This window comes from Nocardiopsis sp. KDC1DS13DA1, from assembly GCF_055632325.1.
In genome coordinates, this window is sequence record NZ_JBVMUY010000015.1 from 1 (window position 1) to 17,884 (window position 17,884).

The following is a 17,884-nucleotide window of genomic DNA, read 5'->3' on the forward strand; positions in this document are numbered from 1 at the left end:
GGAGGCGTGGTGTGCGGGCCAGGGCGGACACCCGCCTACGCACATCCACGGGCAGCTCCGGCGCACCCTCCTCCCCTCCGGGGCGGGTGTCCGCGTTCACCCGCGCCGCCACGGCTCCCTGCATGAGAGTCACCTCCGCCACCTCCGTCGGTTCTGGTCGGACACGGGGACACACGGCCCCCGGTCCCGTAAAAAACGGTCACGAACGTGACCGGTGATGACGAAGGTAAAGCAGGGAGAAAGCCCGACACATCGGACTTCATGGGACCTTAGGCGTCCCATAAGGAACTCTTAGGGTTGACGGTGGCGCCGACCGGTTCCCGACCGTTCCGCAGGTCAGGAGACGGGGAGGGCGAGCTTGATGAGGGCGGAGCACTCCTCCAGGCATCCGGTGACGACCACGCTGCCGCCGGGGTGGGCGTCGGGGAAGTACAGGGCGGCACTGGTCGACGCCCCCGCGTCGAGTTCGTACCGGCCGGTGGTCAGCTCCGCACTCCGCAGCTCACCGTCGAGCGTCCGGTACTTGGCGCTCGGCAGGCCGAGGTCGGCGCTGTCGTCGGTGCTGATGTCCAGCGTGACGACCAGGACCGACCGGTTGACCGGCCGATAGGCGGTCACGACGGTGGCCTCGACCCCGCCGGCGCCGACGCGGGCGCCGCCTCCCTCGACCAGGGCGGCCGAGGGGTCGTCACCGTCGACGCGGAACCGGGCGACGCGCCCGTCGTCGTAGGCGAAGTCGGTCAGTTCCACGCAGTGCCGGTCGGCGTCCCGGTCCCTGCCCCAGTACCCCTCCTCGGCGGCGTCACGGCAGAGCCGGTAACCGGTGCCGGTGCGGTCGACCTCCGCGTCGGCCCGGGGGTTGCCGCCGTCGGCCCAGGCGCTGGCGACGGTCGCGTGGTGCAGGAGGTAGGTGCGGGCCGGGGAGTCCTCGGCGGCCTCCGCCAGACCCTCGCGCATCCTGTCGGGATCGGAGGAGGCGGCCAGCGCGGCCACGTACTCACGGACGGCGGAGGAGTACGGATCCTCCGTGCCGGTCGGCCCGTCCCGGCCGGAGGGCGGCGCGGTCGCCCGCGGTTGGCCCCCCTCGCCCGCCGGGGCCGGGGGCGGGCCGGGTTCTGCGGCGGGCTCGCGTCGCGGATCCCGTCGCGGGACGGGGTCGGAGGCGTCCGCGGACGGCGCGGCGTCCTCGCGGTCGGCGGCTCCCGTACCCGGGTCGGCGTCCCGCGGGTGGAAGGGACCGCAACCGGTCAGGACGGCGAGGGCCACGGCGGCGAGCAGACGGGTCGGGGCCATGGAACCTCCCCCATGAGGAACGCGGAGTCAACCTCTGAGAATTATGTCCTTTATGTCGGAAATCAGTACGTTCATTCCTCCGCACACGAGCGAGGAAACCCCGGCCACCACCGCCCCACCACGCGCAACCAACCCTCCACCATCAGTGACGAACAGGAAGTACGTCCGTTCACGGGGTGGACGGGCGACGGGGGGCTCTGTATGCCTGAACGTATACATCCGACGGATTGATCTGGCCGAAACGCCGGCGGCTCCCGCCCGCAACACGCGCGTAGTTGCCTTCGACCCGACCGAACGACCGCGCCCACGCGGCCCGGACCACGCCCACCACCCCCCGACGTCCACGAGAGCGGTACCGCGCATGCGCACTCCCCCGAACGGCCCGGACGAGACACCCGAACCGGCGGCCCCGGTCGCGAACGTCAACCCGGAGGACGAGCGGCCCCCGGTACGACTGATGGTCACCTACGGCCTCCAGCACATCCTCGCCATGTACGCGGGGGTGATCACCCCGCCCATCATCATCGGCGGCGCCGTGGGGCTCGACGCGGTGGGGATGGGCATCCTCATCAGCGCCGCGCTGCTGGTCAGCGGCCTGGCCACCCTGGTGCAGACGATCGGTGTGTGGCGGTTCGGCGCCCGTCTGCCGGTCGTCATCGGCACCTCGTTCGTCCCCGTCGGCACCATGGTCGCCATCGGCCAGGACAGCGGCCTGCCCACGGTGTTCGGCGCCTCGCTCGCCGCGGGCGTGTTCGGCCTCGCGGTCGTCCCGTTCCTGGCCGGGCTGATCCGCTTCTTCCCGCCCGTGGTCACGGGGTCGGTGATCACGATCATCGGTGTGTCGCTCCTGCCGGTGGCGATCGGGTGGATCACGGAAAACAGCGAGACCGGCGTCCCCACGACCGGCGGCCTGGCGCTGGCGGGCACCACCCTGGTGATCGTGCTGCTGCTGTCGTGGATGCTGCCCGGTGTGTGGAACCGGATGGCGGTCCTGGGCGGCCTGGTCCTGGGCACGGGGATCGCCGCCGCGTTCGGCCGGGTGGACGTCTCCTCGGCCGGTGAGGGCGCGTTCTTCTCCCTGGGGCAGCCGTTCTACTTCGGCGTCCCGGAGTTCCAGGTGGCGGCGATCCTCACCATGTGCGTGGTCATGCTCGTCATCCTCACCGAGGGGATCGCCGACATCCTCGCCGTCGGCGAGATCGTCGGGGCGCGCATGGACGGGCGGCGCCTCGCCGACGGACTGCGCGTCGACGCCCTGGCATCGGTCATCGGCCCGCTGCTCAACTCCTTCCCCGGGAGCACGTTCAGCCAGAACGTCGGCCTGATCGCGCTGACCCGGGTTCGCAGCCGCTACGTCGTCGCGGTCGGCGGCCTCATCCTCATCACCCTGGGGCTCTTCCCCGTCCTCGGCCGCGTGGTCGCGATGATCCCCTCCCCCGTGCTGGGCGGCGCCGGGTTGGTGCTGTTCGGATCGGTGGCGGCGGCGGGGGTGCGCACCCTGGCCAAGGTCGAGTACGAGGGCAACCTCAATCTCGTCATCGTGGCCGTGGCGATGGCCTTCGGCATCATCCCGATCGCCGCGCCCGCCTTCTACGACGGCTTCCCCGACTGGGCCGGGACGATCCTGCACTCGGGGATCGTGGCCGCCGCCATCGCCGCGCTCGTACTCAACGCCGTCTTCAACATCCTCGGCCGCGCCGTGGGGAGCGGACGCGCCGAGGACACCGAGTAGCCCCCGTACACGTGGGTGTCCCACACGCGTGGGACACCCCGCACGCCCCCCGCGGAGCCGTCTTCGGCGGCGTGGGCGCGGCGCGGGACCATCCGAGGTGGTTCGACCTCAGGTCAGTGGGGAATCTTGACGGGGACCGACGCGTTACACCCCGCGAGACCGCACGAGCGCCTGGAGGCACCCACACGATGGCCGAGCGAGCACTTCGCGGCACCCGGCTCGGGGCGACGAGCTACGAGAACGACCGCAACACCGACCTGGCTCCCCGGCAGGAGGTCACCTACGACTGCACCCGGGGCCACCGCTTCTCGGTCACCTTCGCGACGGAGGCCGAGATCCCCGCCGAATGGGAGTGCCGCTTCTGCGGTGACCGCGCCCTGCGGCGCGACGGTTCCGGCGAGGAGCCCAAGAACGCCAAGCCGGTGCGCACCCACTGGGACATGCTGCTGGAGCGCCGGAGCATGGAGGACCTGGAAGAGGTCCTGGCCGAGCGCCTCGAACTGCTTCGCGCGCGCCGCCGCGAGGAGGCGGCCAAGGTCGAGGAGCTCGCCAAGCAGCGGTGACCCGCGACAGCGGACGCGCGAAGGGGCGGTGGAGGTTCCACCGCCCCTTCGCGCGTCCGCTGCCACCCGGCCCGGGAGCCCGGTTCCGGGCCGGGGCTCAGTCCCTGTCGCCGAACGGGTCCCGGGTGTTGCCCACGAGCTCCTTCACCGACTCCATGACGCGCGTCGGCCGGTAGGGGAACTGGTCGGCGGTGTCGCGGCCGGAGATCCCCGACAGCACCAGGACGGTCTGGAGTCCCGCCTCCAGTCCGCTGAGGACGTCGGTGTCCATGCGGTCGCCGACCATCACCGTGTTCTCCGAGTGCGCGCCGATCCGGCGCAGCGCCGAGCGCATCATCAGCGGGTTGGGCTTGCCCACGAAGTAGGGGCGGCGGCCGGTGGCCTTCTCGATCAGCGCCGCGACCGCGCCCGTGGCGGGCAGCGGACCCTCGGAGCTGGGACCGGTCTCGTCCGGGTTGGTGGCGATGAACCGCGCACCGGCGCGCACCAGGCGGATGGCGCGGGTTATCGCCTCGAAGCTGTAGGTGCGGGTCTCGCCGAGCACGACGTAGTCGGGGTCGGTCTCGGTCATCACGTACCCGGCGTTGTGCAGCGCCGTGGTCAGCCCGGACTCGCCGACGACGTACGCGGACCCGTTGGGCCGCTGGGTCTGGAGGAACTGGGCCGTGGCCAGGGCCGAGGTCCAGATGGACTCCTCCGGAATGTCCAACCCGGTGTTGAGCAAACGAGCACGCAGGTCGCGGGGGGTGAAGATGGAGTTGTTGGTCAGCACCATGAACGGGATCCCGTTCTCCCGCAGCTCGGCGATCAACGCGTCCGCGCCGGGGACGAGGTGCTGCTCACGGACGAGCACGCCGTCCATGTCGAAGAGGTAGTTCCACTCGTTTTCGTTGCTCACGGGGCCCATTGTGCCGCCTGGGGTATGCGCGGCGCCATTCCTACCCCCCGGTAGGGGACACGCTTCACACCGGACGGGACGAGGGCCGGGGCGCACCCGGACGGGAGCGGATTCCCGGGACCAGGCCGTCAGACCGGGGGCCAGGGCACCGACGGCCAGTCGGGCGCCGGGTAGGGGTGGATCCGGTGCTGGACGAGCAGTTCGACCCGGCTGCGCACCGCGTACACCTCGGGTGCGGTCAGGTGGCCGCCCAACACGTCGGACAGCGCGCTCGCGGGGTCCTTGAGCTGGTCGCGGACCGCCTCCAGGGCGGCGAGGGCGCCGTCGGTGAGCGGCTGGCCCCGCCACTGCCACAGCACCGTGCGCAGCTTGTAGTCCTCGGCGAAGGAGACGCCGTGGTCGCATCCGTACAGGTGGCCGCCGGGGGTGGGCAGCAGGTGGCCGATCTTGCGGTCGGAGTTGTTGATGACCGCGTCGAAGACCGCCATGTTCCGCAGGTCGGTGTTGTCGGTCTCGCGGGACAGCGCGACCAGGTCCACGGTCGTGTCACCGTGCACCCACAGCTGGACCATGCCCTCCCCGAACGGCCCGTCCCGGTGGACGGTGGGCGGCACGACCGCCCAGCCGAGCGCCTCGGAGACGGCGAAGGCCGACACCTCGCGCCCCGCCAGGGTGCCGTCGGGGAAGTCCCACAGGGGCCGTTCCCCCGCCACGGGCTTGTACACGCAGGCGGCCGACCGGGTGCCGTCGGAGACGGTGCAGTACAGGGTGGCGTTGGAGGCCGAGGTCAGTCGCCCCTCGACGGTGATCTCCCCGGACCGGAGCAGGTCCAGGCCCGACGCGGCGTCGAGGCCGTCGAAGGCGTCGGTGGTCTCGTTCATGCGCTCCCCCACCAGGGAATCGCGCCGGGAAGCCGGTGTCCGGTGGCCATCGGTACCGGCGTCACACGAGGCGGTCCGGCCGGTACCCGTTCTGGCGGACGCAGATGTGGCCGCCGGGGTCCAGCGGGCGGCCGCACAACGGGCAGTCGGGGCGTCCGGCGGCCACGACCTTCATGGCGCGTCCGGCGAACGCGCGGGCCTCACCGGGCGTCAGGTAGACGCGCAGGACGTCGCGGTGCGCGGGAGCCTCCTCCGCGAAGACCTCCAGTTCCTCGTCGTCGTCCTCGACCACCTCCTCACCCGCGGACTCGTCGACCTCCTGGGCCTCCACGATGACGCGGGCAGCCTCGGCGTCCCAGGCCAGGGCGAGGGTGCCCACGCGGAAGTCCTGCTCGATGGGCTGCTGGAGGGGACCGTCGTCCTCCGGAGGGGTGTCGTCGCCCGGCGGCGTCCCGAAGCGGCGGTGCACCTCTTCCAGTAGTTCCTCGATACGGGTCGCCAACGCCTCGACCTGCGCCTTCTCCAGAACGACGCTGGTGATGCGCCCCTCTCCCACGGCCTGGAGGAAGAAGGTGCGGTCTCCCGGCTGGCCCACGGTTCCGGCGATGAACCGCTCCGGCGGATTGAACTGAAAGACGGGCATGCCATGAACCCTAAGGGATGCGGGCCGCACGGCGCTCAACCGTCCCCGGTTGTTGACCTCAAGTGGACTTGATGTTGTTGCCTTGCTGCCGGAGCGCACCGGCTCCACACGGTTCACGACCCACGGGAGTCACCATGGCCAGCACGCGCCACTCCGAGTTCCACGCCCTCGTCCAGAGCTTCGAGGACGCCTTCAACGCCCACGACCCGGTCGCCCTCGGCGGGCACTTCGCCGCCGACTCGCTGTGGACCAACGTGGCCGGAAAGCGGATGCGCGGCCGCGCGGCCGTCGTCGCGTTGGGCGAGGAGGTCATGGCGCAACTGGCCGACGCCTACGCCCGTTACCGGGTCGTCGACGTCCTGGAGGTCCGCCCGGACGTGGTCGCCGTGCACGTCGCCCAGTCCCCCGTCGACGCCGACGGCACGCCGACCGACGCACCGCACGCCAGCGCGGTGTACGTCTTCGCCCGCGGGGCCCAGGGGTGGGAGATCGTCGTGGGCCAGAACACGGTCGTGGCGGCCTGAGGCGCGCCACTCCCGAGCCCGCCGCTCAGGGGGTGCCGCCCTCCTCCGTCCGACCCCCGGCACCGCCGCCGACGGCCGCGTCGCCCCGCGACTCGGCCCGGGTCGGCAGGCTGCCCGCCAGTCCCTCCCCGGTGTCGTTGAGCGTGTTGAGGAAGGGGCGCGTGCGGGTGTAGGTGATCGAGGTGACCGAACAGGGGTCGACGCGCAGGCGCTGGAAGAGGTCCAGGTGCAGGCCGAGGGCGTCGGCGACGATCGCCTTGATGATGTCACCGTGGCTGCACACGACGTACACGGGCGGCGTCGGGCCGGTTCCGGGGTCGGCCGGGGCCTGGAGCAGGCGCGTGTTCCAGTCCCGGACCGCCTCGACGGCGCGCGCGGAGGCCGCCGCGAGCGCCTCACCGCCGGGGAACCGCGCCGCACTGGGGTGGTCCTGGACGACCCGCCACAGCGGTTCGTGACCGAGTTCCTCCAGCCCCCGGCCGGTCCAGGCTCCGTAGTCGCACTCGATGAGGCGCTCGTCCGGCGTGACCGCGATACCCAGGTGCTCGCCGACGGCCTCGGCCGTCTCACGGCAGCGTTCGAGAGGGCTGGACACCAGCGCGGCGGGCCGCAACTCCGTGAGCCGGTGGGCCAGGCGGGTGGCCTGCGCGCGGCCGGTCCCGTTGAGGTGCACCCCCTCGGCGCGGCCCGCCAGGCGGGGGCCGGTGGCGTCGGTCATGCCGTGGCGGACGAGGAGGAGGGTGACCGCCTCGGGTACGGGGGGACGGGCGTCCTGGTCTGCTTCGGGTGTCGCCATGCCCCCCACCTTAGCCACGGCGGGGCTCCCGGCCGGTGAACACCTCGGCCCCCGTCCGGGAGGACACGGTACTCTCCGCCGCATGGAACAGCGACAGGTAGGCCGATCAGGCCTGTGGGTGTCACGCACCGCCCTGGGCACGATGACCTGGGGCAAGGACACCTCCGAGGAGGAGGCCGGACAGCAGCTCACCGCGTTCGTCGACGCGGGCGGCACGCTCGTGGACACCGCTGACATCTACACGGGCGGGCAGAGCGAACGCATCCTGGGGCGGCTGCTGAGCGCCGCGGTGCGCCGTGAGGACGTGGTGGTGGCCACCAAGACGGGGCACACTCCGGAGGGGTACCGCCGGGTGGACGCCTCGCGTCGGCACCTGCTCGCCTCCCTGGACGCGTCGCTGCGACGACTCCAGACCGACTACGTCGACCTGTGGCAGCTGCACGTGTTCGACCCGGCCACGCCGCCCGAGGAGTCGCTGGCGGCGATGGAGACCGCGGTCGCGGCGGGCAAGGCCCGGTACGTGGGCACGGGTGACCTGGAGGCCTGGCAGTTCGCCACCCTGGCCACCTGGCAGCGGGCCCAGCCCGGCCGGGTGTGGCTGGTGAGCGCGGGATCGGAGTACTCGCTGCTCAACCGGAGTGCGGACCGGGCGCTGCGCCCGGCGGCGGAGGCCGCGGGCGCCCACCTGATCGCGTGGTCGCCGCTGGGCCGGGGGGTGCTCAGCGCCAAGTACCGCAACGGGGTGCCGCCGGACTCGCGGGCGTCTTTCCCGCACATGGCCCCCTACGTCGAGCCCTACCTGGACGGGCACAGCCGGCGCGTGGTCGAGTCGGTGTGCACGGCGGCCGAGGGGCTGGGCGTACCGCCGCTGGCGGTCGCGCTGAGCTGGGCCCGCGACCAGGCGGGGGTGGCGTCGGCGGTGGTCGGTCCGCGCACGCTCCCCCAGTTGGAGGGGGTCCTGCGGGTGGAGGGTGTGGAACTGCCGCCGGAGATCCGGGACGCGTTGGACGACGCCACCGCCGGGCACGAGCGCTGACGTACCGACCGCGTCGGTCCCGGAGCGGACGGTCGCCACTTCTCGGTAGGCTCCCATGGTCTGTGGAGAGCGTGACGAGGGGAACCATCCGAGGTGTCCGAGGCTGTGGAACAGGTCAGTGCCGTCCTCGACCGGATGGGGGCGCCGAGCGCCCTGGCGCCGCGTCTGGCCGCGAGGCTGGGTCAGGGAGCCGCCGCCGAGTTGGAGGCCAACCCGTGGCTGCTGCTGCGGCTGCCCGGGGTGAGCGTCGAGCAGGCCGACTTCTGCGCGCGGCGGCACCTGGGCGACGGTGCCCGGCCGGACGACCCCCGACGGCTGAGCGCGTTGACGGAGCACGTGTTGCGGCAGGCGGCACGGCGCGGTCACACGGCGGTCGAGGAGCGCAGGCTGGCGAACGCCGTCGGCGGGATGGGGGTGGCCGACCCCGCGGCGGCCCTGGAGGCGGCCGTGGCGGACGGCGTCTCGGTGGTGTTCGAGAGCACCGACGACACCGATGACGACTTCGACTTCGCCGAGGGCGGGGTCCCGGACCTTCCGGACGCCGAGCGCTTCCACGCCCTGCCCGACGTCGGCCACGCCGAACAGCGGCTCGGTGCGCAGCTGGCACGGCTGATCAGCGGCAACGACCCGATCATGGACGCGCTGACCGCCGCCGAGACCGTGGCCGCGGCGGCCGAGCGGCACGAGTTCGCACTGTCCGACCGCACCCGCGAGGCACTGGTCACGGTGGCGCTGCGCCCGGTCACGGTGCTGCGGCACGGCCCGGGCGACGCGGCCGAACTGGCCCGCGCCCTGATCTGCCTGCACGCGGTCGCGACGGACAGCCAGGTGGGGATCGCGGTGGCCGTGCCGACCGCGCAGGCCGCGGCCGCGGTCAACGCGGAGCTGGCGCGGTGCTGGCACGGGGACGAACCCGGACCGCGCGCGGTGTCCCTGCCCGAGCTGCTGGCGGGCGCACCGCTGGAGGCCGGGTTGGTGGTGCTGTGCGAGGCGATGTCGGTGGGGGTGGCCCGGGCGGCCGAGCTGGCCTCGTCCTGCGCCGACGGCGCCCACCTGGTCCTGGCCGCCGACCCGGGCCAGGCGCCGTCCGCGACCCCGGGCCGGGTGGTGGTGGACGTGGCCGCCTCCCGGACCGCGCACGTGGCCGAGGTGGCCGATCCGGGCGAGCCCGGTCCGATCGCCGAGCTGGGCCAGGCGGTGGCCGACGGAGGGGTGCCCGAGGTGGCGGCGCCGGAGCGCGAGGTGGTCCGGGTACCGGCCGCGTCCGCGGAGGAGGCCGCGCACCGGGTGGTGCAGCTGCTCACCGACTCGATCCCGCGCGCGCTCGGCATCGCCCCGGAGGACGTGCAGGTGGTGGCGGCGCGCGAGGACGGGCCGGCGGGTGCGGGCGCGCTCAACGCCGCGTGCAAGGAACGGCTGAACCCGGGTCCGGGGACGCACGGGGGGTTCGACGCGGGCGACCGGGTACTGCTGGTGGCCGGGGGCCCCGGGTACGGGCCGGGTGACACGGGCTACCTGCGCGAGGTGGGTGAGGCGGCGGTGGTCGAGCTGGCCGACGGCCGCCGGGTGTCGGTGGCCGACCCGGCGGCGCTGCGGCCGGGATGGGCGGTGACGGTGGCCGCGGCGCACGGGAGCCGGTGGCCCGCCGTGGTGGCGGTGTTCCCGCCAAAGGTGCCGGTGTCGCGCCCGCAGGTGTACACGGCGCTGACCCGGGCCGTGCGGCACGTGTCGCTGGTGGACGCCACGGGCGGCGGCCTGGAGTCGGGGGTGCGGGAGAACGCGGGCGCGGAACGGACGACGCGGCTGGTGCGGGTGCTGCGGGAGGCCTGACGGGAAGGGCCGGCTCCCCTACCGGGAGAGGACCGGGGTGTCGGCCCCCTGTCCTGGGGCGGCTCGGGCGAGGAACCGGGCCGGTGCTCACCTGTCGTACTGGCGGCAGTGTCCGGTGAACACGGTGGCGAGCTCCGCGCGCAGGGCCGTGCGGACGTGGTCGGCGGCGCCCGCTCCGTCCCGGTACACGCGGGTGGCCAGGCCCTCGGCCACCGAGACGATGCGCGTGGCGGCGGTGACGGCGTCCGCGTCCGGTTCGACCTCCCCGCACTCGGTGCCGTTGCGCACCGCCCGGGTGATCTCCGCGTGCGTGGCCTCGGCGGTGCGCGCGTCCACCTCGGCCAGCGCGGGGCTGTCCAGGGCGCGCCCCGCGAAGGCGCGCACGACCCGGAACTCGGCGCGGCGGGGTTCGTCGATCGGCAGGTGCTCGGAGAGGGCGTCCAGCAGGACGTCGGCGATGGTGCGCCGATGGGCGGGCGCGGCGCGGACGATCGCGGCGACCCGGTCGGCGACCTCCGTGCTGACCTCCTGGAACGCGTGCAGCAGCATGTCGTCCTTGGTGCGGAAGTAGTGCTGCACGAGCCCGACCGACATCCCCGCGCGCGCGGCCGTGCGGGACACGGTGACGGTGTCCAGGCCGGTCTCGGCGATCATCTCGCGCACGGCCCGGGTGATCTGTGCACGCCTGAGGGCGTGGTCCGCTGTTCTTGGCACGACATAACCGTATCAGCGTATGGTAATAATCGTATGCCCGTATGGTTATCCGAAGGAGACCCCGTGTACCGACGTGCCGCAGCCGTGTCCCTCGCCCTGGCCCTGATGTCACCCGCCCCGCCTCCGGTGTCCGCCGCGACGCAGGACACGGCCTCCTACGTCCGCGCCCGCATGGCGGCCACCGGGACCCCCGGTCTCGCCTACGCGGTGGTGGGGCCCGAGGGGGTCGAGGAGCGGGGCGCCTTCGGGGTGGACGGGAACGGCGCACCCGTCACCGAGCGGACCCCGTTCCTGTGGGGGTCGGTGGCCAAACCGGTGACCGCGACGGCCGCGCTGGTCCTCGCCGAGGAGGGACGTCTCGACCTGGACGCGCCAGTGACGGAGTACCTGCCCGAGTTCACCGGCTTCGGCGCCGACCCGACCGTGCGCGACCTGATGACGCACAGCTCGGGGATCACCGAGGCGGCCACGGTCGAGACCGCCGACGTGTACGGCGCGGAGTCGGCGGCGTTCGGACCGCGCGTGGAGCGGATCGCGGCCTCCGAGGTGGGCGACCCCGGCACGCACGAGTACAGCAGCGCCAACTACCTGGTCCTGGGCGCGGTCATCGAACGCGTGACCGGCCGGGACTTCGGCGCCTACCTGCGCGAGGCCGTGCTGGACCCGGCCGGGATGGACGGCGCGTTCACCAGTGCCGAGGAGGCCGCGGTGGCGGGGCTGGCCCCGGGGTACCGCTCACCGTGGGGGGTGCCGCTGGCCGACGCGGACGGCGTGGACGACGCCGGGGTGGCCTACGGATACCTGGGCGGGGACCTGGGCGCGCTGGCGGCGTTCGCCCGGGCGCAGCTCGCGGACGACCCCGCGGTGCTCGACGCGCAGACGCTGGCGGAGGCGCACACGGGGGTCGTGCCCGTGCCCGGTTCGCGGCAGGAGTACGGGCTGGGGTGGCGCGACACCCGGCTGTCGGATCCGGACGAGCCGATCGTCTTCCACGGCGGCGCGACCCCGGGACACGCGGCGATGGTGGTGGTCCTGCCCGAGCACGGCCGGGCGGTGGTGGTCCTCCAGAACACCTACGACCTGATGCGCGACGGGCAGATCCAGGCGGTGGCCTTCGGCCTGGCCCACCTGGTGGCGGGCGGCGACCAGCCGCGGGACCCCGGGCCGAGCGCGGCCGACCGGGCGATGGTGTGGGGTTCCACGGCGTTCGCGCTGGCCATGGCGGTGGGTGCGGTGCTGGCCGCGCTGGCCGTGTGGCGGCGCCGGGGCGGTGTCACCGCTGCCCTGGCCTGGGGCGGGGCCGGGGCGGCGGCCGTCGCGGCGGCCGTGTGGCTGGTCGCCGCGTACGGCACGCGCTTGGTCCTGCTGTGGCTGCCCGAGGTCGGGCTGGCGACCCTGGCGGCGGGCGCGCTCGGCGGGATCACTCTGGTGCTGAGAGCGGCGGCGGTGCTCCGGAACCGGGCCGCGGCGCACGGGGCTCCCGTCCCCGAGGACGCCCGGCGCGGGTGAGGGCGGTCAGACCCGGTCGAGGAATCCGCCGTCCACCACGAGGTTGTTGCCGGTGACGAAGCTGGCGGCGGGACTGGCCAGGAAGGCGGCGGCCCGGGCGACCTCCTCGGGGCGGCCGAGCCGGCCGTAGGGGATGCGGCCGCGGACGGTCGCGTAGAACTCGGGGTCGTTCTCGCGGCGCCGGTCCCAGCCGCCGCCGGGGAACTCGATCGGGCCGGGCGAGACCGTGTTGACGCGGACGCCCTCGGGCGCCCACGACCGGGCGAGGGAGGCGGCGTGGTGGTTGAGCGCGGCCTTGAGGGCGCCGTAGGCGGCGGGTCCGGCCGGACGCGTGGTGTGCAGGGCGGAGGTCGTGGAGATGAGCACCACCGAACCGCCGCGCTCGGACTCGCGCAGATAGGGGTAGACGCGTTCGGCCATGCGCACGAACGGCAGGACGTCGGCGCCGAAGTTGCGCTCCCACTGGTCGGAGGTGCGGCTGCTGCCGGCGGAGACGTTGGAGACCAGGACGTCGATCCCGCCCATGATCTCGGCGGCGTCGTCGATGAAGGAGTCCAGCGCGGGCGCGTCGGCCACGTCCAGGGAGCGGGCGAACACGGTCGCGCCGGTCAGGCGCAGCTCCTCGGCGGCCTCCTCCAGCGGCTCGGCGCCCCGTGCGCAGACCGCGAGGTCGGCCCCCTCGTCGGCGAACACGTCGGCGATGGCCCGGCCGATCCCCCGGCTGGCCCCCGTGATGACGACCCGTGCGTCCGTCAGGTGCAGATCCATGCGTCCCCCTCCCGGCGGCCCCTTCACCGCCCTGCCTGCGTCCGGCAGGTTACACCGGCGCGGGCGGAGGCGGTGTCCGGCGTGCCGGACACGGCCCGGCGGCGCGGTCCGCCGGGCCCGGGTCAACGGCGTTCGGCGGTGATCAGGAACGTCATCGGCAGTGCGCGCTTCACCTCGTCGTCGAGCCCCGGGAAGGCGTTCCAGAACTCGTCCGGGCGCTCCTCCAGGCGGGTGAGGACCAGGCCCGTGTCGATGAGCGCCTGGACGACGTCGGCGATCGTCCACAGCCGCTCGTGCTTGACCGAGGGCTCCTCGACCACGTCGCCGATGTACTCGGCCGTCCAGCCGGTGTTGCGCTCCGCGTGCGTGAAGTAGTCCAGGCCCGACCAGACGGGGGTGGTCGCCTCGGGGTCCCACAGCCACGTGGCCGGATGGGTGTCGAAGACGAGCACCCGACCGCCGGGGCGCAGCAGGCGGGCGACCACCCCGGCCCAGGCGCGGATGTCGTGGATCCAGCAGAGCGCACCCTGGCCGGTGTAGACCAGGTCGGCGGTGCCGTCCAGGTCGGACGGCGTGTCGAACAGGTCGCAGCGGTGGAAGGTGGCGGGTAGGGCGAGGGCGCGCGCCTTGGCACGGGCGTTGTCGACGTGCCGGGCGCAGATGTCGACCCCGACGACCTCGCGGGCGCCCTCCAGGAGCAGCGACAGGGTGTCCTGCCCGGACGCGCACTGCAGGTGGACGGCCCGCTCGCACCAGGGGGCCAGGTCGCCCAGGGCCGGCCGCTCGACCGGGTGCACCGACGACTCCCCCGCGCGCAGCCGCTCGATGTCGGCGGCCAGCTCCCTCGTGTAGTGCAGGGCCGCCTCGTCCCAGGCGATCCGGTTCGCCTCGTGCCGACGGCGCACCTCGTCGGCGTCACGGGCGGGCTCCTCGACGGTGAACTCCACAGTTCCCCCACTGTCCTCGTCCTGTGGTCACGTGATCAGACCAGCCGGGGAACACGCGCGTCAACGCGTTTTCCGGTCGGGGACACGCCTCGGGGTGCCCCCGACCGGACGGATCAGGCGCCCGTGGAGTGGAAGCCGCCGTCCACGTGCACGATCTCACCGGTGGTCGCCGGGAACCAGTCCGACAGCAGCGCCACGACGGCCTTGGCCGCGGGCTCCGGGTCGGTCACGTCCCAGCCCAGCGGGGCGCGCTCGGGCCAGTGCTTGGCCAGGTCGGAGAAGCCCGGGATGCTGCGCGCGGCCATGGTGCTCAGCGGCCCCGCCGAGACCAGGTTGACGCGGATGTCCTGGTCGCCGACGTAGCGGGCGAGGTAGCGCGCGGTGGAGGTGAGCGCGGACTTGGCCACTCCCATCCAGTCGTAGATGGGGTAGGACACGCTGTTGTCGAAGTCCAGCGCCACCACCGAGCCGCCGTTCTTCATCATCGGCATGAGCGCCGTGGTGAGCGACTTCAGGGAGAAGGTCGAGGTGTGCATGGCGGTGGCCACGTCCGACCACTGCGTGTTGAGGAAGTTGCCGCCCAGGGCGTCCTGGGGGGTGAAGCCGATGGAGTGCACGATGCCGTCGATGCCGTCGACGTGCTCGCCGACGCGGGTCGCCAGCGTACCGAGCTGCTCGTCGTCGGTGACGTCGAGCTCCAGGACCGGCGGTGTCTCGGGCAGCCGCTTGGCGACGCGCTCCACCAGGCTCATCCGGCCGTAACCGGTGAGCACGACGGTGGCGCCCTGCTCCTGGGCCAGGCGGGCCACGTGGAAGGCGATGGAGGAGTCGGTGAGCACCCCGGTGACGAGGATGCGCTTACCTTCGAGAAGTCCCATGGTCGGGTTGTCCGTCCTGATTCTGGTCTGGACCGGCGGGGTGGTCCGGTGGCTGTACGGATGGAGGGGTTCGGGCGCCGGGCGGACCGCGGCGAAGGTCCGAGTGGGCGCGGGCTAGTGGCCCATGCCCATGCCGCCGTCCACGGGGATGACGGCGCCGGTGATGTAGGCGGCCCCGGGCCCGGCGAGGAAGCCCACCGTCTTGGCGATGTCCTCGGTGGCGCCGATGCGCCCGAGCGGGATGTTCTTCCTGATCTCGGCCTGGCGGTCCTCGCCCAGCTGGGCGGTCATGTCGGTCTCGATGAAACCGGGGGCCACGACGTTGACCGTGATGTTGCGGGAGCCGAGCTCGCGGGCGAGGGAGCGGCCGAAGCCGACCAGACCGGCCTTGGAGGCCGCGTAGTTGGCCTGCCCGCCCGAGCCGAGCAGGCCCACGACGGACGAGATGAGGATGATGCGGCCCCCGCGCTTGCGCATCATGCCGCGCACGGCGCGTTTGGCGACGCGGAACGCACCGGTGAGGTTGGTGTCCAGGACCGAGGAGAAGTCGTCCTCGCTCATGAGGGCGAGGAGCTGGTCCTTGGTGATCCCGGCGTTGGCGACGAGCACCTCGACGGGGCCCTGCGCCTCCTCGACCTCCTTGAACGCGGCGTCCACCTGGGCGGAGTCGGTGATGTCGCAGCGCACTCCGAGCAGGCCCTCCGGCGGCTCACCGGAACGGTGGGTCACGGCGACGTCGTCGCCTCCGGCGGCGAGCTCACGGGCGATGGCCAGGCCGATTCCGCGGTTGCCGCCGGTGACCAGAACCGATCGCGACATAGGGGCACCTCTTCTCCTGCGGCTGGCGTCACCAGCCACGACGTGGATGTTCCGGGGGTGGGATCGCCTTGCAGGGTACCGAGCTACCTGGCGGTAACAGCAACCGAGGTGGGCGGATGCCCACGCAACCCCGACGCGGACCTCACGCCCACCCGGCGTCGTGGGCGAGGATGGCCGCCTGCACCCGGTTGGACATCCCCAGTTTGGCCAGGATACGGCTGACGTGCGCCTTGACCGTCGCCTCCCGCATCCCCAGGCTACGGCCGGCCTCGGCGTTGGACATGCCCTTGGCGACGGCGACCAGCACCGCCCGCTCCCGCCCGCTGAGCACCGACAGCCGCCGCTCGGCCTCCGCCCGTCCGGTGGAGGTTCCGGAGGACCCGGGTTCGGCGAAGCGTTCGAGCATGCGCTTGGTCACGCTCGGCGCGAGCATGGCGTTCCCCTCGTGCACCGTGCGCACGGCGCCGATGAGGTCGCGCGGCGGGGTGTCCTTGAGCAGGAACCCCACGGCGCCGGTGCGCAGCGCCCGGTGCACGTACTCGTCCAGGTCGAAGGTGGTCAGCAGGACCACCCGCGGAGCGTCGGGCAGCGCGGTCAGGCGCGCGGCGGCGGTGAGCCCGTCGGTACCGGGCATGCGGATGTCGAGCAGGACCACGTCGGGCGACAGTTCACGGGCCAGCCGGACCGCCTCGTCGCCGTCCCCGCCCTCCCCGACCACCTCGATGTCGGGCGCCGACTCCAGGATCATCCGCAGCCCGGACCGGACCAGGTTCTCGTCGTCGACGAGGACGGTACGGATCACCGTCGATCACTCCCCTCCGCGTCGTGTCCCCCGCCCAACGGAAGGACGACGCTCAGTCGCCATCCCCCGTCGAACCGGGGGCCCGCCGTGAGTGAGCCACCCGCCAGGACGACGCGCTCACGGATACCCGCAAGACCGTACCCGCTGCTCGGCGGGGGCGGGGCGGCGACGGTCGCGGGTCCGTTGGCCACCTCCACCTCCACAACGTCACCCCTCCGGCGCAGCTCCAGGCGCACCCGGGCGCCCGGCGCGTGCTTGGCGGCGTTGGTCAGCCCCTCCTGTACCACCCGGTAGGCGGTGCGCTGGACCGTCGGGGGCAGGTCGCCGAGCGGCTCGGCCCCCACCCGGTCCACCGCCATGCCCGCGTCCCGCCACTCCCCCACCAGCCGGTCCAGGTCGGCCAGGGCCGGTTGGGGGGCGGTGGGCGCCTTCTCCCCGTCCTCGTCGCGCAGGACCCCGAGGATGCCCCTCAGCTCGGCGAGGGCCTCGCGGCCGGTCGTACGGATCAGCCCGGCGGCCTCGGCCGTGCGCGGGTCCTCGGCGGAGACCTCCAGGCCGCCGGCGTGCAGGACCATGAGGCTCACCCGGTGCGCCACGACGTCGTGCATCTCCCGGGCGATCCGGGTGCGTTCGGCGGTGATGGCGTGCTCGGCCATGAGGTGCTGTTCGCGTTCGAGGCGCTCGGCCCGTTCCTGGAGGCGGTCGATGAGCTGGCGCCGGGTCCCCACCCACAGGCCGAGGGTGGTGGGGATGACGAGGAACAGGCCGGTGTTGAAGATGTACGCGAGCGTGTTCAGGTCCAGACCGACGTACATCGCCAGGGCCATCAGCGCGAACCATCCGGCCAGGAGCCGGCGGTCGTCGAAGTGCACCGCGTAGGAGTAGAGGGCGAACCCGGCCGGGAGCATGTTGCCGAAGAGCAGCAGGAGCGCGAACGCCAGGGCCAGCAGCCAGTGCGGGCGGGAGCGCCGGAACAGGACGGCCAGGGAGACCAGCCCGGCCGGGAGCAGGTAGAGGGCCACGCCCAGGAACGTGAGCGCGAGCGGGTCGTCGGTCCGCTGGAGGAGCGGGGTGAACACTCCCCGCAACAGCCCGATGTCCGGCATGATCTGGACGAAGGCGACCATCGGGAACGACCCGACGGCGTAGAACCAGTCGGCGAAGCGCAGACGGCGGTCCCACCACCACTGCTCCCCCCGCCGCCACCAGCCCTCCGGTCCAGCGGCTACCCTCGTGCTCTGCTCCCTCATG

The 17,884-nt window shown here is 73.2% G+C and carries 18 protein-coding genes; 6 read left to right on the forward strand and 12 right to left on the reverse strand.

What is annotated here, in order from left to right:
- Positions 1-336: 336 nt before the first annotated feature.
- A complete protein-coding gene (locus ACTVAJ_RS10380; protein WP_470387892.1) occupies positions 337-1,293 on the reverse strand; it encodes a hypothetical protein in 957 nt (318 codons plus the stop codon).
- 361 nt (positions 1,294-1,654) lie between these two features.
- Here ACTVAJ_RS10380 and ACTVAJ_RS10385 point away from each other — a divergent pair, with 361 nt between their 5' ends.
- Together ACTVAJ_RS10385 and ACTVAJ_RS10390 are read left to right on the forward strand one after the other, a co-directional pair.
- A complete protein-coding gene (locus ACTVAJ_RS10385) occupies positions 1,655-3,025 on the forward strand; it encodes a nucleobase:cation symporter-2 family protein (RefSeq protein ID WP_470387893.1) in 1,371 nt (456 codons plus the stop codon).
- 188 nt (positions 3,026-3,213) lie between these two features.
- Positions 3,214-3,588 (forward strand): RNA polymerase-binding protein RbpA, encoded by a 375-nt coding sequence (locus ACTVAJ_RS10390; RefSeq protein WP_017601845.1) that lies wholly within the window; start codon positions 3,214-3,216, stop codon positions 3,586-3,588.
- A gap of 97 nt (positions 3,589-3,685) precedes the next feature.
- Here ACTVAJ_RS10390 and ACTVAJ_RS10395 read toward each other — a convergent pair whose 3' ends face one another.
- The 3 genes from ACTVAJ_RS10395 to ACTVAJ_RS10405 form a co-directional block, all read right to left on the reverse strand.
- Positions 3,686-4,495 carry an HAD-IIA family hydrolase gene (locus ACTVAJ_RS10395; RefSeq protein WP_470387894.1) on the reverse strand — a complete coding sequence of 270 codons (810 nt, stop codon included), beginning with the start codon at positions 4,493-4,495 and terminating at the stop codon, positions 3,686-3,688.
- Between the two features lie 119 nt (positions 4,496-4,614).
- Entirely contained in the window at positions 4,615-5,367 is a 753-nt protein-coding gene (locus ACTVAJ_RS10400) for an SCO1664 family protein (RefSeq protein ID WP_470387895.1), read from the reverse strand.
- Between the two features lie 61 nt (positions 5,368-5,428).
- A complete protein-coding gene (locus tag ACTVAJ_RS10405) occupies positions 5,429-6,010 on the reverse strand; it encodes a DUF3090 domain-containing protein (RefSeq protein ID WP_470387896.1) in 582 nt (193 codons plus the stop codon).
- A gap of 134 nt (positions 6,011-6,144) precedes the next feature.
- Between ACTVAJ_RS10405 and ACTVAJ_RS10410 the strand changes: the two genes are divergently transcribed.
- A complete protein-coding gene (locus tag ACTVAJ_RS10410; RefSeq protein ID WP_470387897.1) occupies positions 6,145-6,534 on the forward strand; it encodes an SgcJ/EcaC family oxidoreductase in 390 nt (129 codons plus the stop codon).
- A 25-nt stretch (positions 6,535-6,559) separates the two neighbouring features.
- On the opposite strand, the gene ACTVAJ_RS10415 is transcribed toward ACTVAJ_RS10410, so the two are convergent.
- Entirely contained in the window at positions 6,560-7,330 is a 771-nt protein-coding gene (locus tag ACTVAJ_RS10415) for an MSMEG_4193 family putative phosphomutase (protein ID WP_470387898.1), read from the reverse strand.
- An 82-nt stretch (positions 7,331-7,412) separates the two neighbouring features.
- Between ACTVAJ_RS10415 and ACTVAJ_RS10420 the strand changes: the two genes are divergently transcribed.
- Positions 7,413-8,366, forward strand: a complete 954-nt coding sequence (locus ACTVAJ_RS10420) for an aldo/keto reductase (RefSeq protein WP_470387899.1) — start codon at positions 7,413-7,415, stop codon at positions 8,364-8,366.
- Positions 8,367-8,459: 93 nt separating this feature from the next.
- Positions 8,460-10,196: a helix-hairpin-helix domain-containing protein gene (locus ACTVAJ_RS10425; RefSeq protein ID WP_470387900.1), complete on the forward strand. Its 1,737-nt coding sequence runs from the start codon at positions 8,460-8,462 to the stop codon at positions 10,194-10,196.
- Positions 10,197-10,283: 87 nt separating this feature from the next.
- On the opposite strand, the gene ACTVAJ_RS10430 is transcribed toward ACTVAJ_RS10425, so the two are convergent.
- Complete coding sequence (locus ACTVAJ_RS10430) at positions 10,284-10,910, reverse strand: TetR/AcrR family transcriptional regulator (RefSeq protein WP_470387901.1); 627 nt, start codon at positions 10,908-10,910, stop codon at positions 10,284-10,286.
- A gap of 63 nt (positions 10,911-10,973) precedes the next feature.
- Between ACTVAJ_RS10430 and ACTVAJ_RS10435 the strand changes: the two genes are divergently transcribed.
- The gene (locus ACTVAJ_RS10435; RefSeq protein WP_470387902.1) at positions 10,974-12,419 is read left to right on the forward strand and encodes a serine hydrolase domain-containing protein; all 1,446 of its coding nucleotides are present in this window, start codon (positions 10,974-10,976) and stop codon (positions 12,417-12,419) included.
- Positions 12,420-12,425: 6 nt separating this feature from the next.
- Here the strand turns inward: ACTVAJ_RS10435 and ACTVAJ_RS10440 are convergent, their stop codons facing one another.
- The 6 genes from ACTVAJ_RS10440 to ACTVAJ_RS10465 all read right to left on the reverse strand — a co-directional run bounded on the left by ACTVAJ_RS10440 (position 12,426) and on the right by ACTVAJ_RS10465 (position 17,883).
- The gene (locus ACTVAJ_RS10440) at positions 12,426-13,187 is read right to left on the reverse strand and encodes an SDR family NAD(P)-dependent oxidoreductase (protein ID WP_470387903.1); all 762 of its coding nucleotides are present in this window, start codon (positions 13,185-13,187) and stop codon (positions 12,426-12,428) included.
- 122 nt (positions 13,188-13,309) lie between these two features.
- Entirely contained in the window at positions 13,310-14,134 is an 825-nt protein-coding gene (locus tag ACTVAJ_RS10445; protein ID WP_470387904.1) for a class I SAM-dependent methyltransferase, read from the reverse strand.
- A gap of 113 nt (positions 14,135-14,247) precedes the next feature.
- Positions 14,248-15,012 carry an enoyl-ACP reductase FabI gene (fabI, locus tag ACTVAJ_RS10450; RefSeq protein WP_470387905.1) on the reverse strand — a complete coding sequence of 255 codons (765 nt, stop codon included), beginning with the start codon at positions 15,010-15,012 and terminating at the stop codon, positions 14,248-14,250.
- Positions 15,013-15,126: 114 nt separating this feature from the next.
- Positions 15,127-15,831, reverse strand: a complete 705-nt coding sequence (gene fabG / locus ACTVAJ_RS10455) for a 3-oxoacyl-ACP reductase FabG (RefSeq protein WP_470387906.1) — start codon at positions 15,829-15,831, stop codon at positions 15,127-15,129.
- Positions 15,832-15,973: 142 nt separating this feature from the next.
- A complete protein-coding gene (locus ACTVAJ_RS10460; RefSeq protein WP_470387907.1) occupies positions 15,974-16,633 on the reverse strand; it encodes a response regulator in 660 nt (219 codons plus the stop codon).
- Positions 16,630-17,883 (reverse strand): sensor histidine kinase, encoded by a 1,254-nt coding sequence (locus ACTVAJ_RS10465; protein ID WP_470387908.1) that lies wholly within the window; start codon positions 17,881-17,883, stop codon positions 16,630-16,632. The genes ACTVAJ_RS10460 and ACTVAJ_RS10465 overlap by 4 nt, the downstream gene beginning before the upstream one ends.
- Between the last annotated feature and the right edge of the window lies 1 nt (position 17,884).

Excerpts from the sequence above, each read along its gene's own strand:
- ACTVAJ_RS10380 (WP_470387892.1), bottom strand. The coding sequence starts at position 1,293 with ATGGCCCCGACCCGTCTGCTCGCCGCCGTGGCCCTCGCCGTCCTGACC.
- ACTVAJ_RS10385 (WP_470387893.1), top strand. The coding sequence starts at position 1,655 with ATGCGCACTCCCCCGAACGGCCCGGACGAGACACCCGAACCGGCGGCC.
- ACTVAJ_RS10390 (WP_017601845.1), top strand. The coding sequence starts at position 3,214 with ATGGCCGAGCGAGCACTTCGCGGCACCCGGCTCGGGGCGACGAGCTAC.
- ACTVAJ_RS10395 (WP_470387894.1), bottom strand. The coding sequence starts at position 4,495 with ATGGGCCCCGTGAGCAACGAAAACGAGTGGAACTACCTCTTCGACATG.
- ACTVAJ_RS10400 (WP_470387895.1), bottom strand. The coding sequence starts at position 5,367 with ATGAACGAGACCACCGACGCCTTCGACGGCCTCGACGCCGCGTCGGGC.
- ACTVAJ_RS10405 (WP_470387896.1), bottom strand. The coding sequence starts at position 6,010 with ATGCCCGTCTTTCAGTTCAATCCGCCGGAGCGGTTCATCGCCGGAACC.
- ACTVAJ_RS10410 (WP_470387897.1), top strand. The coding sequence starts at position 6,145 with ATGGCCAGCACGCGCCACTCCGAGTTCCACGCCCTCGTCCAGAGCTTC.
- ACTVAJ_RS10415 (WP_470387898.1), bottom strand. The coding sequence starts at position 7,330 with ATGGCGACACCCGAAGCAGACCAGGACGCCCGTCCCCCCGTACCCGAG.
- ACTVAJ_RS10420 (WP_470387899.1), top strand. The coding sequence starts at position 7,413 with ATGGAACAGCGACAGGTAGGCCGATCAGGCCTGTGGGTGTCACGCACC.
- ACTVAJ_RS10440 (WP_470387903.1), bottom strand. The coding sequence starts at position 13,187 with ATGGATCTGCACCTGACGGACGCACGGGTCGTCATCACGGGGGCCAGC.
- fabI (WP_470387905.1), bottom strand. The coding sequence starts at position 15,012 with ATGGGACTTCTCGAAGGTAAGCGCATCCTCGTCACCGGGGTGCTCACC.
- fabG (WP_470387906.1), bottom strand. The coding sequence starts at position 15,831 with ATGTCGCGATCGGTTCTGGTCACCGGCGGCAACCGCGGAATCGGCCTG.
- ACTVAJ_RS10465 (WP_470387908.1), bottom strand. The coding sequence starts at position 17,883 with ATGAGGGAGCAGAGCACGAGGGTAGCCGCTGGACCGGAGGGCTGGTGG.